Annotated in this window: 12 protein-coding genes; 8 read left to right on the plus strand and 4 right to left on the minus strand. The window is 40.4% G+C overall.

All coding sequences use genetic code 11. The features are described from left to right. Positions 1-149: 149 nt before the first annotated feature. Positions 150-1,499, minus strand: a complete 1,350-nt coding sequence (gene gorA / locus HA044_RS06935) for a glutathione-disulfide reductase (RefSeq protein ID WP_187540479.1) — start codon at positions 1,497-1,499, stop codon at positions 150-152. A 174-nt stretch (positions 1,500-1,673) separates the two neighbouring features. Here gorA and HA044_RS06940 point away from each other — a divergent pair, with 174 nt between their 5' ends. From HA044_RS06940 to lysS, 6 genes are all read left to right on the plus strand, one after another. Further along, positions 1,674-2,831: an efflux RND transporter periplasmic adaptor subunit gene (locus HA044_RS06940; RefSeq protein ID WP_187540480.1), complete on the plus strand. Its 1,158-nt coding sequence runs from the start codon at positions 1,674-1,676 to the stop codon at positions 2,829-2,831. Then, positions 2,815-3,510 carry an ABC transporter ATP-binding protein gene (locus tag HA044_RS06945; protein WP_187540481.1) on the plus strand — a complete coding sequence of 232 codons (696 nt, stop codon included), beginning with the start codon at positions 2,815-2,817 and terminating at the stop codon, positions 3,508-3,510. Before HA044_RS06940 ends, HA044_RS06945 begins: the two co-directional genes overlap by 17 nt. After that, the gene (locus tag HA044_RS06950) at positions 3,510-4,853 is read left to right on the plus strand and encodes an ABC transporter permease (protein WP_187540482.1); all 1,344 of its coding nucleotides are present in this window, start codon (positions 3,510-3,512) and stop codon (positions 4,851-4,853) included. Before HA044_RS06945 ends, HA044_RS06950 begins: the two co-directional genes overlap by 1 nt. A gap of 239 nt (positions 4,854-5,092) precedes the next feature. Further along, a protein-coding gene (locus HA044_RS06955) for an IS3 family transposase (RefSeq protein ID WP_398588493.1) occupies positions 5,093-6,468 on the plus strand; the annotation gives its coding sequence in 2 pieces (ribosomal slippage) (positions 5,093-5,555 and positions 5,555-6,468; 1,377 coding nt in all). Between the two features lie 173 nt (positions 6,469-6,641). Further along, positions 6,642-7,844, plus strand: coding sequence for an IS110 family transposase (locus HA044_RS06960; RefSeq protein ID WP_316250441.1), 1,203 nt, complete (start codon positions 6,642-6,644; stop codon positions 7,842-7,844). A 523-nt stretch (positions 7,845-8,367) separates the two neighbouring features. Next, positions 8,368-9,858: a lysine--tRNA ligase gene (gene lysS / locus HA044_RS06965; RefSeq protein ID WP_187540484.1), complete on the plus strand. Its 1,491-nt coding sequence runs from the start codon at positions 8,368-8,370 to the stop codon at positions 9,856-9,858. Between the two features lie 190 nt (positions 9,859-10,048). Here lysS and HA044_RS06970 read toward each other — a convergent pair whose 3' ends face one another. The 3 genes from HA044_RS06970 to HA044_RS06980 all read right to left on the minus strand — a co-directional run bounded on the left by HA044_RS06970 (position 10,049) and on the right by HA044_RS06980 (position 12,186). Further along, entirely contained in the window at positions 10,049-10,672 is a 624-nt protein-coding gene (locus HA044_RS06970; RefSeq protein ID WP_187540485.1) for a histidine phosphatase family protein, read from the minus strand. A gap of 23 nt (positions 10,673-10,695) precedes the next feature. Continuing rightward, positions 10,696-11,169: an aminoacyl-tRNA deacylase gene (locus HA044_RS06975; protein ID WP_187540486.1), complete on the minus strand. Its 474-nt coding sequence runs from the start codon at positions 11,167-11,169 to the stop codon at positions 10,696-10,698. A gap of 153 nt (positions 11,170-11,322) precedes the next feature. Then, entirely contained in the window at positions 11,323-12,186 is an 864-nt protein-coding gene (locus HA044_RS06980) for a GH25 family lysozyme (RefSeq protein ID WP_187540487.1), read from the minus strand. Between the two features lie 246 nt (positions 12,187-12,432). On the opposite strand from HA044_RS06980, the gene ftsW reads away from it, so the two are divergent. Together ftsW and ppc are read left to right on the plus strand one after the other, a co-directional pair. Continuing rightward, entirely contained in the window at positions 12,433-13,674 is a 1,242-nt protein-coding gene (gene ftsW / locus HA044_RS06985; RefSeq protein ID WP_187540488.1) for a cell division peptidoglycan polymerase FtsW, read from the plus strand. Between the two features lie 38 nt (positions 13,675-13,712). Then, entirely contained in the window at positions 13,713-16,538 is a 2,826-nt protein-coding gene (gene ppc / locus HA044_RS06990; protein WP_187540489.1) for a phosphoenolpyruvate carboxylase, read from the plus strand. Positions 16,539-16,705 lie beyond the last annotated feature (167 nt).

The raw sequence follows: 16,705 nt of genomic DNA on the forward strand, positions 1-16,705 counted from the left end.
GTTGCTTACTTAAAGCACTGCTCCATACGGCAGATAGGACTTGGGAAGCAAGTGTCTAAAGTCTTTGTTCGCTTTTTAAGTTCCAAAGATGAACTATGATGAGGTAAATAGTGTTTCCTTTATTCACAAACTTGAAGTTTAAGCATTTTTTATCGCATGGTTACGAATTCTTCTGATCCAGTTGGGTGAATGGCAACGGTAGCGTCGAAATCGGCTTTTGTCGCTCCCATCTTGATAGCAACTGCAAATCCTTGGATCATTTCGTCCACTCCATATCCAAGTCCATGGAGACCAACGACTTTTTCTTCTGGACCCGCAGTGATGAGTTTGAATTTTGCCTGTTGGCGGTGCTGGGTAACGGCGGTATACATGGAAGCAAATTGAGAAGTATAGACGTTAATATTCTCTTTTCCATATGTTTGTATGGCTTCTTCCTCCGTTAAGCCAACCGTTCCTATAGCAGGGTGAGAAAAGACAACGGTAGGGATACTTGTATAATCCATTTTGGCATTGACTTTTCCATTGAATAGTCGTTCAGAAAGAGTGCGTCCAGCTTTAATCGCGACAGGGGTTAATTCTTTTTCTCCTGTGACATCGCCAAGGGCATAGATGCCCGGAACAACGGTGTTTTGGTATTCGTCCACTGCAATAAATCCTTTTTCATTTAAGGTGACACCTGCAGCTTCCAAATTGAGATCCTGAACGTTTGGTTTGCGTCCGGTTGCCCAGATGACATGTTCTGCCACATGGCTGGTCATATCTTCAAAATAGATCTTCACACGACCGTCTGCTAATTTTTCAAGCTTCATGGGAACTTTCTGTTTGTGAAGTGGAAGGTTTTGTTTTTCCATCTCTTCCATTAAGCCATCGACAATATAGGAATCAAACCGACGTAAAACCCGGTCTTTCCGAATGAAGAGGTCTGTCTGAACGCCTAAATGGTGGAGCACACCGGCTAATTCTACCGCAATGTAGCCAGCTCCAATGATCGCAACAGACTTTGGAAGTTCCTCCCAAGCAAAGACATCATCCGATGTTTCACCAAATTCTGCTCCAGGAACAGAAGGAATATGAGGATGGGCTCCTGTCGCAATCACAATATGCTTGGCCTTGATGGTTTCTCCATTGACCTCAACCGTATGAGTATCCACAAAATGAGCACGACCTTCAATGAGTTCGACTCCATTTCGTTTGAAACTACCATCATAAGAATTCCGAGAACGATCAATATAGGCTTCGCGATTTTTTCTTAACGTTTCAAAATCAAATTTGGTCTGTTCAGAAGTAAAGCCATAGTCTGGCCCGTAATCACGAATGGCTTCTGCAATCTGTGCTCCGTACCACATGATTTTTTTAGGAACACAGCCTCTGTTAACACAAGTTCCACCCAATTGTTTCTCTTCAATGACAGCAGCACGAGCTCCGTGTTCACCAGCCCGATTCATCGTAGCGATTCCTCCGCTACCGCCACCAATTGCAATGATATCGAATTCTTTCATACTGTCCTCCTTAGTGACTGATCAGTTTGATTGTAATATCTATTGTTACAAAAGTCAAGAGTAAAGATTTTACTACAAAATATGTTATTTCTGATGTTATTTTTGGATAGAAAAGGAGGGATATATGGTATACTATAGTATAGAAAAAAACGCTTTCTTTTATGGAGAAAAACGATGAAGAAATTTAAAAAATGGCAAATTTGGACAGCTGCAGGTGCAGCCATTGCGGTGATCGGAACAGGAAGTGTGATGATGTTTTCGCACCCAAGTACTTCTGATCAAGCAGTCACTAAAGAAACTCCGATGGTACAAACAGTTAAGGATGGTTCCATTGCATCTTCTGTCTTATTAACAGGGAAGGTAACTGCAGACCAAGAACAGTATGTTTATTTTGATGGGACTAAGGGGGATTTGCAATCAATTTTGGTCAATGTTGGAGATCAAGTGACAGCCGGCCAGCCTATCGTCCAGTACAGCAGTACAGAGGCCCAGACTGCTTACGATGCTGCTATTCGTGCCGTCAATAAGGCCGATCGCCAATTAAACGATTTAATGACCAATGGGGTGAGTGTGGATACGACCGGCGACGATGAAGAGGATGCTAAGTCAGCCTCCCAAACGCAAAGAACAGTGGATTCCCAAGCGAGTGATTTGCGAGATGCAAGAGCTGATGCAGTTGATAATATGAATAAGGCCAAGGCATTGCTGGATGCAACAATAGTCAAAAGTAGTATTGATGGGACAGTGGTAGAAGTCAATAAAGATGTTTCAAAATCAACCACAGGTACTAATCAAACTCTGGTGCATATTGTCAGCAACGGCCATTTACAAGTAAAAGGGGAATTGTCCGAATACAATTTGGCCAATATTTCTGAAGGCCAAGAAGTGGTCCTTACTTCCAAAGTTTATCCGGATAAGACCTGGACAGGAAAAATCTCTTATGTGGGTAGTTATCCAACCGATTCTGGGCAAGCCAACAACAATACAGCTGGCGGAGCGCAAGGAACTGCGGGGACCAAATATCCATTTACAGTAGATATCACCAGTGAGATTGGGGAGCTTAAGCAAGGTTTTTCTGTCAATATTGAGGTCAAAAGTTCAACTCAACACCCCCTTGTTCCAGTGACGAGTGTGATGGCTGATGGGGATACGAGTTACGTATGGACCGTCGAAAAGGGCAAGGCCAAGAAAGTGAAGGTCACTCTGGGGAATGCCGATGCTGAAAACCAAGAAATCGTATCTGGTCTGAAGAAAGATGCCCAAGTCATTGTAAACCCTAATGAGAAACTGGAAGATGGAAAAGAGATCGGTAAATATGACAAAATTGATTGAACTAAAAGGCATCAATAAGACCTATAAAAATGGGGATCAGGAACTTCGCGTGTTAAAAGATATCGATCTAGAAGTTGAAAAGGGTGAATTTGTGGCCATTATGGGCCCATCCGGTTCAGGAAAATCAACCTTGATGAACGTGATTGGCCTGTTGGACCGCCCGACCAGTGGAGAGTACTTTCTAGAAGGCCAGGAAGTTGGAAATCTGAGTGAGAAAAAGTTGGCACGTGTTCGAAATGAACAGATTGGTTTTGTCTTTCAACAATTCTTTCTTCTCTCTAAACTCAATGCCTTTCAAAATGTAGAACTGCCTCTCATTTATGCAGGGGTGCATCCTGCTAAACGCAAGGAAATAGCGGAGCAGTATCTCGAAAAGGTAGAGCTTGGTTCGCGCATGCACCATTTGCCTTCGGAACTCTCTGGAGGTCAAAAGCAGCGGGTGGCGATTGCTCGAGCTCTCGTAAATCAACCGGCTATCGTCCTTGCAGATGAGCCGACTGGTGCTTTGGATACCAAGACAGGCGAGCAAATAATGGATTTACTAACCAAGCTAAATCGAGAAGGAAAGACCATTATCATGGTTACGCACGAACCTGAGATTGCAGCCTTTGCCAATCGACGCATCGTCATTCGTGACGGGGTGATCTCTTCAGATAGCAAGTTGGAAAGGAGGGACTGATGCAAAATTGGAAATTTGCAATGAGCTCCATCATGAGCCATAAATTACGGTCTTTCTTAACGATGGTGGGGATCATTATTGGGGTTGCTTCTGTCGTTGTCATCATGGCTCTTGGAGATGGCATGAAAGCTGGTGTTACTAAGACCTTCACTAAGGATCAAGAATATGTACAAATCTCCTATTCTCCAAATAAGAGTGGTTATGTGACCGGAATTAATGTCGGCCCTTCTGATGAGACTGGAGAAGGAGGAGGTGGAGGCGAAAGTGGCCCTGCAGCTGAAGATCGAGGGATGGCAGCTCCATCGGATATGGATGGAGAAAATGCTGAAGATATTGATGGTCAAGTACAAGAAGCACCACCAGTTGTTCAAGAATCCTGGGTCAAGGAGTTAACCAAGATTAAAGGGATCGATGGCTATTACGTTGGTAACACTTCTAACGCAACCATTGCTTTTCAAAAGAAAAAAGCAGACGGGGTGAATATCCAAGGGGTAAATGAGACCTATTTTTCTGTCAAGAAGGTGGAACTCCTATCTGGACGAAAATTAACGCCTGCAGATTATAGTAATTTTTCACGGGTCGTGCTGCTAGATGAAGGATTAGCACAACAATTATTTGGGCCTGAGAATCCACTGAACCAGATTGTCTCTGTTGGAGACAATAATTATCGGGTTGTTGGTGTGTTTAAAGATCCAAATGCGGGGACAGCCCTTTATGGAGCTTCTTCAGGTGGTAGTGCGCTAATGGCCAATACCCAGCTAGCTTCTGAATTTGGAACAGACGAGATTCAAAATATTGTCGTCCACGTTCCGAATGTAAAACAAATCAAATCTGTTGGGATTGAAGCAGCTCAAAAGTTAACAGAAATTTCAGGTGTTCGTCAAGGAGAATTCCAGATCTTTAATCTAGATAGTATCCTAGAAGAAACCAATAAAGTGGTTGGAATCATGACCACAGTAATCGGTGCCATAGCGGGGATTTCCCTCTTAGTTGGTGGGATAGGAGTCATGAATATCATGCTTGTCTCTGTTACCGAACGGACGAGAGAAATTGGTCTTCGCAAAGCTTTGGGAGCAACTCGAGGTAAGATTCTGGTTCAATTTTTAATTGAGTCTATGGTCTTGACCATCATTGGAGGGTTGATTGGGCTTGGTCTTGCCTATGGCGTTAATAGCTTAATCACAACAGTTGCTGCAAGCACCCTAGAAGGACCACCGATTATTTCCCTGAAAGTTGCGATTGGAAGTATTATTTTCTCAGCTTTCGTAGGGATGATTTTTGGAATTCTACCAGCTAATAAAGCCTCTAAACTGGATCCGATTGAAGCGCTACGCTACGAATAACAAAAGAAAAAAATGGATAGAGAGTGGGACAGAAATCGGTCATTCGTTAGAATTCGATTTCGTCGTCCCACCTCCGCACAGTTGAGTAGGGCTGTAAAAGCTGATGAAATCAGCGTAGTAGAGCCCACTCAACCACTGCGTCTTGCTCGACAATCCAAAAACAATTGAGAGGCTAGGACTTTTGTGAACTGCACCCCAAAAGTTAGACAGAAAAATCTAACTTTTGGGGTGTTTTTATTATGAAATTAACTTATAAAGATAAAGTTCAGATCTATGAACTTAGAAAACAAGGGCGAACCTTCAAAGAGATTTCAAATATATTTGGGATAACAATTCCCAATCTTCAGTACATGATTAAATTGATTGATCGTTATGGAATAGAAATCGTCAAAAAAGGAAAGAATTGTTACTATTCACCTGAACTAAAACAAGAGATCATTGATAAAGTTCTACTTGAAGGTCGTTCTCAAATAAGGGTGTCTCTAGATTATGCTCTTCCAAGTGTTGGAATGTTGCCTAATTGGATAGCACAATATAAGAAAAACGGGTATACTATTGTTGAGAAAACAAGAGGGAGACCATCTAAAATGGGACGTAAACCAAAGAAGAAACCCGAAGAGATGACAGAATTAGAACGTCTTCAAGCAGAAAATGAGTACCTGAGAGCGGAGAATGCCATTCTAAAAAAGTTGAGAGAACTCCGATTGAAGGAGGAAAAAGAGCTAGAAGAAAAACAGAAATTGTCCGAGAATTGGTAACAGAGTTTGCCTTAGAGATTCTTCTAAAGATTATTAAGCTAGCACGTTCAACCTATTATTACCAGCTAAAGCAGTTAGATAAAAGCGATAAAAATCATGATATTAAAGATGAAATTCAAGCTATTTTTACTGAGCACAAAGGAAATTATGGTTATCGCCGAATGACTCTAGAATTGAGGAATCGTGGTTTTGTAGTGAACCATAAGAAAGTCCAACGTCTGATGAAGATCCTTGGTTTAAGTGCCCGAATTCGTCGTAAACGCAAGTATTCTTCATACCAAGGAGAGATTGGTAAGAAAGCAGATAACCTTATTCAACGCCAGTTTGAAGCTTCAAAACCAATGGAAAAGTGCTACACAGATGTGACAGAGTTTGCCATTCCGGCAAGCAGTCAAAAGCTCTATTTATCACCAGTTTTAGATGGTTTTAACAGCGAAATTATCGCCTATAATCTTTCTACGTCACCGAACTTGATACAAGTGAAAGATATGTTAGACCAGGCTTTCGGTGAGGAACATTACGAGAATACCATTCTTCATAGTGATCAAGGATGGCAATATCAACACGATTTTTATCACAGATTTTTAGAGGGTAAGGGAATTCAGCCATCTATGTCACGTAAAGGTAACAGCCCAGACAACGGCATGATGGAATCCTTCTTTGGTATTTTGAAATCCGAAATGTTTTATGGTTATGAGAAGACGTTTTACTCACTTGAGCAATTGGAACAAGCTATTGTAGACTATATTGATTATTACAACAACAAACGAATTAAAGTAAAACTAAAACATACTAAGATTAGTAGTGAGAAAATCTCCGACGGGAGAAAGTACTCACTACTTTTTTCGTTATGTTAAAGTAGAGGTGTCTTGTTAAGTCGATGAGTCCTTTGGCGCTAGACGTCGTAACTAAAACTGGCAAGACACCTGTTTTAGGAAGAATGTTATCAAAGTATGTGGGACGAAAAACGTCGAGTATTGAAAATGACATCACTAAAGCAAGGAATCATTCAAGACAAAGAGGTAATATCATGCGAGTAGTTTTTGGGATTGACGTGAGTAAAGCAAGTTCAGAAGTAGCCATCTTGATCAATGGAGAGAAAGTACATGGCTATACCATACCAAATGATGCCATCGGATTTAATCGACTACTTGGGGACTTGAAGACTGTTCACCAGCCAGAGATTGTCTTCGAGGCGACTGGTGTCTATTCTCGTCGTCTTCAGGCCTTCTTTGAGGATAATAGTTACGCTTATACACGCCTCAATCCCTTAGAATCCAAGAAACAACTAGATAGCTTACGAGTACGTAAAACCGATAAGATTGACGCTGAAAAACTAGCTATGTCTCAGTTCATCCTCAATCGTAAACCAAGCTATGTCCAAGAAGCGCTTTATCAAGAATTACGCGACCTCAGCCGTTTCTATCAGAATCTTACTGAGGATATTGTCTGCTCTAAAAACCGTCTGCACAAGGTTTTACAGGTCACTTTTCCTGAATTGGAAAACATCTTGTCGGCACCAACTGGGGAACAATATTGGAACTTGGTCATGACTTTTCCATGTAATAGTTTTGTACTGGAGTTGGATGACGCCGCATTAAGAGCTATCATCCGTCAGTCTACATCAAAACGCATCTCTGAAAAACGTGTGACTTACTTAGTAGATAAGCTTACAAAACTAGCTAATCAGTCTTATTGTGCGGTCAAGAAAACCTCTCCAATGATGGAAGAGGTCAAATACTATGCAGGGGAGTTACTTAGGCTTTCTGAATATAGACAAAGTGTTTTAGAGGAGATGGTAACATTGGCTCAACCTTTGCCAGAATACGAGATTCTTCTCTCTATTCCTGGAATAGCTGAAACCACAGCGACAAGCATTATTGGTGAACTTGGTGACATTCGTCGATTTCACTCTGCCAATCAAATCAATGCTTTTATCGGCATTGACCTCAGACACTATGAATCTGGGGACTTTCTAGCTAAGGAACATATCACCAAACGTGGGAATCCCTATGCTAGAAAGATTCTCTTTAAGTGCATTCATAACATAGCTTCAGCTAGCCACACCAATCCTTGTCATATCGCAGACTTCTATGATAAACGGAAAAGACAATCGCAAGTGACTTCAACCAAACCACACACGATTGCCTCTATACATCGTCTCATCAGAACAATGTATTACCTCATAACGCATAACAAACTTTACGATTATACTTCTACCCAAAATCGGTAAAATTGTTTATGCCCTATTATTGTAACACCTTATCAAAAAAATCACTAGGTAAGGTGTTGGTTTTGTGTACACTTTTTACACTAAACTTTAGCTCAAAAAAAGACAATTTCCTTCGTTTGACATATGGAACTTAAACTATTTTTTATCAAATACCTTGATATACTTGACAAATGGTAGAAAAGGACTCAGTCCTGTGCAATACAGAACTAAATCCTTTGGATAAATTAATTGTCTAACTTTTTGGGGTCAGTACATTGTCCCACTCTCTTTTTCTTTTAGAATATATAGTGCAAAATTCTATTCCATGCCCTAAAATCAGTATTTCTAGGAGGTTTCACTATAGGGGAGGCAACTTCTAAAAAGGCAATTTCCTACTCTTGATCGGGATTGTCTACACATTGAAGGAAACAAGTTTAATGAGGGATTGATTTTTCCTAGTCTCATTTTTACTGAAATGGTAATTATTAGTGAATTTCTAGTCTAAATATGGTAGAATAGGAAAGAATAACTTAGGAGGGTCCAAATGACTACTGAACATATGGAAGAATTAAATGACCAGCAGCTTGTCCGTCGTGAAAAGATGGCGGCACTTCGTGAACAAGGAATCGACCCATTTGGTAAACGATTTGAACGTACAGCTACCTCTGGTCAATTAAAAGAAAAATATGCTGATAAAACGAAAGAAGAATTGCATGAAATCAACGAAACTGCTACTATTGCAGGTCGTTTGATGACGAAGCGTGGTAAAGGGAAAGTTGGTTTTGCCCACATCCAAGACCGTGATGGTCAAATTCAAATCTACGTTCGTAAGGATGCTGTTGGAGAAGAAAACTATGAGATCTTCAAAAAAGCGGACCTTGGTGATTTCCTTGGTGTTGAAGGGGAAGTCATGCGGACAGATATGGGAGAACTTTCTATTAAAGCTACCCACATCACTCACTTATCAAAAGCCCTTCGTCCCTTGCCTGAAAAATTTCATGGCTTGTCTGATGTGGAAACCATCTACCGCAAACGTTACTTGGATTTGATTTCAAATCGTGAAAGTTTTGATCGTTTTGTCACACGTTCACAAATTATCTCTGAAATCCGTCGTTATTTGGACGGCCAAGGTTTCCTTGAAGTAGAAACACCTGTTCTTCACAATGAAGCTGGTGGTGCGGCTGCAAAACCTTTTATTACTCACCACAATGCCCAAAATATTGATATGGTACTCCGTATTGCGACAGAACTTCACTTGAAACGTTTGATTGTTGGTGGGATGGAACGTGTCTATGAAATTGGACGGATCTTCCGTAATGAAGGGATGGATGCTACTCATAACCCTGAATTTACTTCTATTGAGGTCTACCAAGCTTATGCAGATTTTCACGATATCATGGACTTGACAGAAGGCATTATCCAACACGCGGCTAAAGCGGTTCGTGGAGATGGTCCAATCGATTATCAAGGAACAGAAATCAAGATCAACGAACCATTCAAACGGATTCACATGGTGGATGCGATTAAGGAAATTACAGGTGTTGATTTCTGGAAGGAAATAAGCTTTGAAGAAGCCGTAGCCCTTGCAAATGAAAAACATGTACCGGTTGAAAAACACTACACAGAAGTGGGACAAATTATCAATGCCTTCTTCGAAGAATTTGTCGAAGAAACGTTGACCCAACCAACCTTTGTTTATGGACATCCAGTAGCGGTATCACCTCTCGCTAAGAAAAATCCAGAAGATCCACGCTTTACGGATCGTTTTGAGCTCTTCATCATGACCAAAGAGTATGCGAATGCCTTCACGGAATTGAATGATCCAATTGATCAGCTTGGCCGGTTCGAAGCCCAAGCTAAAGCAAAAGAATTGGGTGATGATGAAGCGACAGGTATCGACTATGATTATGTTGAAGCCCTTGAATATGGTATGCCACCAACAGGTGGACTTGGAATCGGGATCGACCGTTTGGTTATGTTGTTGACCAATGTAACAACCATTCGCGACGTTCTTCTCTTCCCAACTATGAAGTAATTTAATAAGAAAGAGAGTGGGACAGAAATCGGTCATTCGTTAGAATTCGATTTCGTCGTCCCACCTCCGCACAGTTGAGTAGGGCTATAAAAGCTGATGAAATCAGCGTAGTAAAGCCCACTCAACCACTGCGTCTTGCTCGACAATCCAAAAACAATTGAGAGGCTAGGACTTTTGTCCCAGCCTCTTTTTAGTCTTCCATATAAGACGTGTCATTCCATGTATCTAAGTGAAATTGTTCAAAATCTTCTGTTGTCAAAATGGTGACACTGGCATTGTCCAGACCACCATTTTTTCGGAGTTCCCCAGTATCATACCCAAGAAGGGTACGAATAGAAGCTGTCAAATTAGCCCCGTGTCCAACGATGAGTACGGTATCGAGCTCTTTTCCTTTCAAACTTTTCACAAAATCGCAGGTCCGTTTGGTTGTTTCACAGACAGATTCTGCATCAAAAATTTCATTGTCAAAGCGTGCCAAGTTATGGCGAAAGGCCTGCATTTGTTGGGGATAGATAGATGTGATTGTAGCAATCTTAGCCCCTTCTAATTTTCCTAAATTCCACTCCCGTAGAGTAGGAGTTGCTTGCAATTTTAGCGGGTGTTCCAACTGATGAAGGATGATCTGGGCAGTATGGACCGCCCGAGGAAGATCACTCGCATAAGCTGCATCAAAAGGAACAGTTGCCAAGTGCTTACCTAATTTTTCGAGTTGCTCAACCGATGCAGGTAGGAGCGGGGAATCCCCATTTGCCCCTTGCAACCGTCCTTCTTCATTCCATTCTGTTCGTCCGTGCCGGATAAAATATAGTTTCACTTTCTTTTCTCCTTGTTCTGTTCTTATTCTAAGATATCTGCAAATGTTGCCTTCACAAAGTCTGCCAGTAGCTGTGGCTTGATTCGGATACTATGACCAATTTCACCAGCAGAGACGATCATAGACTCTAATTGTAGGGCAGATTCATCGATAAAGATGGGAAAAGCATGCTTTTGATGAATGCCCACCGGATTATTAGCCCCATGAATATAACCAGTTGTTTTTTCTAGATCTTTTTGCGGAATCATGGCAACTTTTTTATTTCCAGATATCTTCGCCAATTTCTTCTCTGATAGATGCTCAGTAATAGGAAGGATTCCAATCACAGGCCCGGTTTTATCTCCTTTAAGTGCTAAGGTTTTGAAAATGGTCGACCGATCGATGCCTTCGGGTAAGACACCTTCTAGCGCGTTGATCTGTAAGCCTTGATGTTCAACCTTGGCCTTGGTTAAGATTTGCTCAACCAATGTTTTTTTAACTTTATTCTTCTTGGCCATTGTTTCCCCTTTTCTATTTCTTATCATTCAGCATTAGGTTTCATTCAATCATTATATCATAGATAAGAATGAAATTAACGAATGGTATTGGAATAAAAAAACAGCAGAAGAAGTGAAGACACTTGAACTGCTGTTTGATAGCTATGAGGAAGATTAATCTTTTTCTACTTTAAAAAGTTTCTGATAAATAGCTTCCTGGTTTTGTGTCGGAGCAATTTGGTTGAGATCCAAGTAGTGAGAGAACCCATTTAATTGCCCTTGGGAAGTGTATTGATGCAAATCATATTCCGTTGCAGTATCTGGTGCGGCGTTATAAAAACCATCATCAAATCCATAAGTCGGAATCCAGAGTGCGGTAAATTTATCAGTAGAGATACTATGTTCTTCCATGAAGTAAGTTCCGATATACAGTCCAATATTTTTAGCGCCTAGGGATTGTAATTTTGCCCGAAAGGCTTCCACTCCTGCATTCATATCCTTCATTGTTTTTTCCTCAACGTCTAGCCAATAGTAGGTTGGCTTGTAGGGAGAAGCAGCTTTATAAAATTCTTCTGCTTCCTTTTCCATCTCTTTTTTGTCCTTGGCAGCGACATAAGCATAGACTGCTACAGGGATATTGCGCTTTTGGAATTCTTTGATATGGGTTTGATAAGACTTATCCAGACCATTTAGATAGGTTGCGGCGTTTTCTTTTTTGGCTTGGGCCCCACTGTGTACGCGAACGATGACGCCCCCAACATTTTGAGAAAGGATATCATAATCGATTTCGCTAGGCAATTGCCAACCTGAAATATCAATGATCGGTCGCCCAACTAGTTCTGGATTGATGCTCTCCTCTTTTTTAGAAGAAGAACTTGAAGTAGTGGTTTTTGAATGTGAATTGGATGTCGGAATCGTTTTGATTGTTTGTTGTTTTTCTCTTGCTTGAATATCGGCAATTGTTCGTGACAGAACTAAAAAAGAAATGATACCAATAAAAAAAACTAAGAGAACAACGGGTTTTATCCTTTTTCTCATACAGAATCATTTTACCCTAAAACTAACGAAAAGGCAAAACTTAATACTCAAATGGGCACTTTTTCAGCATATTTTTTTAAAATAGGAATCTTTTTACCAAAAATGAATCAAAAAAACTGAAAATAAGAAGGATTAAGCCAATTTTTTGCCAATAGAGAGAAGAAACCGAATCTTTTCAAACCTTTCCTTGGTTTTGACTTGTAAAAATGATATAATGAAGGATGAAAATTAGGAATATGGTAAATTATGAAAATTGAAAAAAGACGTCTATTAAATTATTCCATTCTCATTCCCTATTTGATTTTATCCATTATCGGGTTGATTATGGTCTATTCGACAACGAGTGCCTTAGCGATTCAAAGTGGCGGAAGTTCAATTCGGATGGTGTTGACACAAGGGGCCTTCTTTGTTCTCAGTCTCTTTACGATCGCCTTAATTTATAAATTCAGTTTAAACTTTCTTCGAAATAAAAAAGTATTGGCTCTAGTGATTTTTGTAGAAGTGATTTTATTGCTTCTTTCAAGATTTGTAACAGCTACTGTCAATGGAGCTCATGGCTGGTTAACCATACCAGGAGGCTTTAGTATTCAACCGGCGGAATACCTCAAGGTTATTTTAGTCTGGTACTTGGCTTTGACCTTCTCCAAACGGCAAGAAGAAATTCAAGATTATGATTACCAAGCCCTCACCCATAACGAGTGGATCCCTAGGAATTTAACAGATTGGCGCTGGTTGACCCTGATCCTTATTGGGATTGTTGCGATCATGCCGGACTTAGGGAATGCGACGATTTTAGCCTTAACTGTCCTCATGATGATTACAGTTAGTGGAATTGGTTATCGATGGTTTACTTCTTTGCTCGGATTGGTTGTTAGTGGCTCCACGATTGTCCTTGGGACTATCTGGATAGTCGGTGTAGATCGCGTGGCAAAGGTTCCTCTTTTTGGGTATGTAGCAAAACGCTTTAGTGCCTTCTTTAATCCCTTTAAGGATTTGTCGGGTGCAGGACACCAATTGGCCAATTCCTATTATGCCATGAGTAATGGTGGTTGGTTTGGCCTTGGATTAGGAAATTCTATTGAAAAGCAAGGCTACTTACCAGAGGCCCACACAGACTTTGTGTTTTCGATCGTCATTGAAGAATTGGGATTTGTAGGAGCTAGCTTGATCCTTGCTCTACTATTCTTCTTGATCTTACGGATCATCTTGGTTGGCATTCGAGCGAAGAATCCCTTCAATTCGATGATGGCCATAGGTATTGGTGGGATGTTGTTGGTGCAAACCTTCGTGAATATCGGTGGTATCTCAGGTCTGATTCCTTCTACTGGAGTGACTTTTCCCTTCTTATCACAAGGTGGAAATAGCTTATGGGTTATTTCTGTTGCTATTGCTTTCGTTCTAAATATTGATGCAAGTGAAAAACGGGCACAAATGGAAAAAGACGGAATGGTGTTTGAAGAAAAAGGGAAAATAACCTCCTATTACTAATACAGGATGTTTTAGCTGACCTTTTAAAAGGAGAGAAAATGGTCTTACAAAAATTAGAAAACTTCACTCATAAAGAAATTATCAAAGAAGAAGCAGAAATCTTAACAGATTTATTGGATGATATTACAAAGAATTTGGTCCGTCCTGAAACGTTTGACAAGATTTCTCAGTTGAAAGATTTATCAAAAACAAAAAATTATCGTGAATTAAATCAAATAGTAGAAAAATTATCAAATGAAGAGATGACGGTCATCTCGCGTTATTTTGCGATTTTACCCCTCTTGATCAATATTTCAGAAGACGTTGATTTAGCCTTTGAGATTAATCACCTCAACAATGTTGATGGAGAATACCTAGGGAAGCTATCATCTACAATTCAAGAAGTAGCTAAACACGAAGATGCCCAAGAAATTTTGGAACATCTTAATATTGTGCCTGTTTTAACTGCTCACCCAACTCAAGTACAAAGAAAAACCATGTTGGATTTGACCAACCATATTCATGCCTTGCTTCGCCAACATCGCGATGTCAAAGCAGGTATGATGAATGAGCAGAAGTGGTATAGTAACCTTCGTCGCAATATTGAAATCATGATGCAAACCGATATGATTCGGGATAAAAAGCTAAAGGTTACCAATGAAATTACGAATGTGATGGAATATTACAATAGTTCTTTCTTGCAAGCTGTTCCAAACTTGATGTTGGAATACAAACGCTTGGCGAAAGAGCATGGTCTTAAGTTGGAACATCCACGCCCTATCACCATGGGAATGTGGATTGGAGGTGACCGAGACGGGAATCCTTTTGTAACAGCAGATACCTTGAAACGGTCTGCCACTATTCAAAGTGAAGTAATCTTAAACTATTACATCGATAAGATTTCAAAACTCTATCGTCATTTTTCTCTTTCAACAAGTCTTTCTAAGACGAGTGAAGCAGTTGCTGAGATGGCGGCTCTATCTAGTGATACATCCGTCTTTCGTGAAAAAGAACCCTATCGTCGCGCTTTCCATTATATCCAGTCTAAACTCATTCAAACTTTGGTCAACTTAAAAGAATGGATTATGGTTGGGGAAACGAGAGAAGATCGCTATGCCGTTGAGAGACTTTTGGGGGCAAGTGCTCATCAACAAGGTCCAGTTTCTGATTATATTGGCAACCGTATTTCAGGTGCCTTAAAAGAAATCAATGCTAAAGAAGCTCCAGCCTATGCATCAGCTAAAGAATTTAAAGATGATCTTGAAAAAATTAAAGAATCCTTGTTGGAGAATAAATCAGAATATTTGATTTCTGGGGAGTTTGCTGAACTCTTAGAAGCGATCGATGTCTTTGGATTCTATTTAGCTTCGATTGATATGCGCCAAGATTCAAGTGTTCATGAAGCTTGTGTCGCTGAATTGCTGAAATCTTCAGGCATCAATGACCATTATTCAGACTTGACCGAGGAAGAAAAATGTCAAGTTCTGATGAAAGAACTCTTAGAAGATCCACGTATTTTGTCAGCAACCCATGTTGAAAAATCGGAGCTACTTGAAAAAGAATTAGCAATTTTCCAAACAGCGCGTGAATTGAAAGACCGCTTGGGTGAAGAAGTCATCCGCCAAAACATTATCTCCCACGCAACCAGTGTATCAGATATGCTGGAATTGGCTGTGATGCTAAAAGAAGTGGGCTTAATCGATACTGAAAAAGCACGCGTACAAATTGTACCTTTGTTTGAAACGATCGAAGACTTGGATCATTCGGAAGAAACCATGAGAAGCTACTTGTCTCTTCCAATTGCAAAACGTTGGATTGCATCGAAAAACAATTACCAAGAAATTATGTTAGGTTACTCAGATTCTAACAAAGATGGTGGTTATTTGTCTTCTTGCTGGACCCTCTTTAAAGCCCAACAACAATTGACTGCAATCGGTGATGAATTTGGGGTGAAGATCACCTTCTTCCATGGTCGTGGTGGAACTGTTGGCCGTGGTGGAGGTCCTACTTATGAAGCCATTACCTCTCAACCCTTGAAATCGATTAATGACCGCATTCGTCTAACGGAGCAAGGAGAAGTAATTGGCAATAAATATGGGAACAAAGATGCAGCCTACTACAACTTAGAGATGCTGGTGTCTGCAACCATCAACCGAATGATTTCTGAACAAAAGAGTCCATTTTCAATGTTTGATCGGTTCGGAGAAGTGATGGATAAAGTTGTTGATCGTAGCTACAACATCTATCGAGAACTTGTATTTGGAAATGAACATTTCTATGATTATTTCTTTGAATCAAGCCCGATTAAAGCAATCTCTAGCTTTAACATTGGCTCCCGTCCAGCGGCTCGTAAAACTATTACAGAAATCGGTGGTTTGCGCGCCATTCCATGGGTCTTCTCTTGGTCACAAAGTCGGGTGATGTTCCCGGGTTGGTATGGTGTAGGTTCTAGCTTTAAGGAATTCATCGATGAAGATCCCGAAAATATTGAAACCCTTCGCTATATGTATAAGACTTGGCCTTTTTTCCAATCTTTGCTGTCAAATGTAGATATGGTCTTGTCAAAAGCCAACATGGACATTGCCTTTGAATATGCTAAATTGTGTGAAGAAGAAGAGGTAAGAAACATCTATCAAATCATTTTAGATGAGTGGCAATTAACCAAGGATGTCATTTTAATGATTGAAGAGCATGACGAGCTACTAGCAGAAAATCCTTATTTAAAAGAAAGTTTGGATTATCGGATGCCGTATTTCAATGTGTTGAACTATATCCAGTTAGAATTGATTCGACGTCAACGGACGGGTCAATTGTCAACGGATCAAGACAAATTAATCCATATTACCATTAATGGAGTGGCTACAGGACTTAGAAACTCAGGTTAAGAAAGAGAGTGGGACAGAAATCGGTCATTCGTTAGAATTCGATTTCGTCGTCCCACCTCCGCAAAGTTGAGTAGGGCTGTAAAAGCTGCTGAAATCAGCGTAGTAGAGTCCACTCAACTACTGCGTCTTGCTCGACAATTCAAAAACAATTGAGAGGCTAGGATTTT

It is taken from the genome of Streptococcus sp. IMAU 99161 (assembly GCF_014435245.1).
In the GTDB taxonomy this organism is placed as follows: domain Bacteria; phylum Bacillota; class Bacilli; order Lactobacillales; family Streptococcaceae; genus Streptococcus; species Streptococcus lactarius.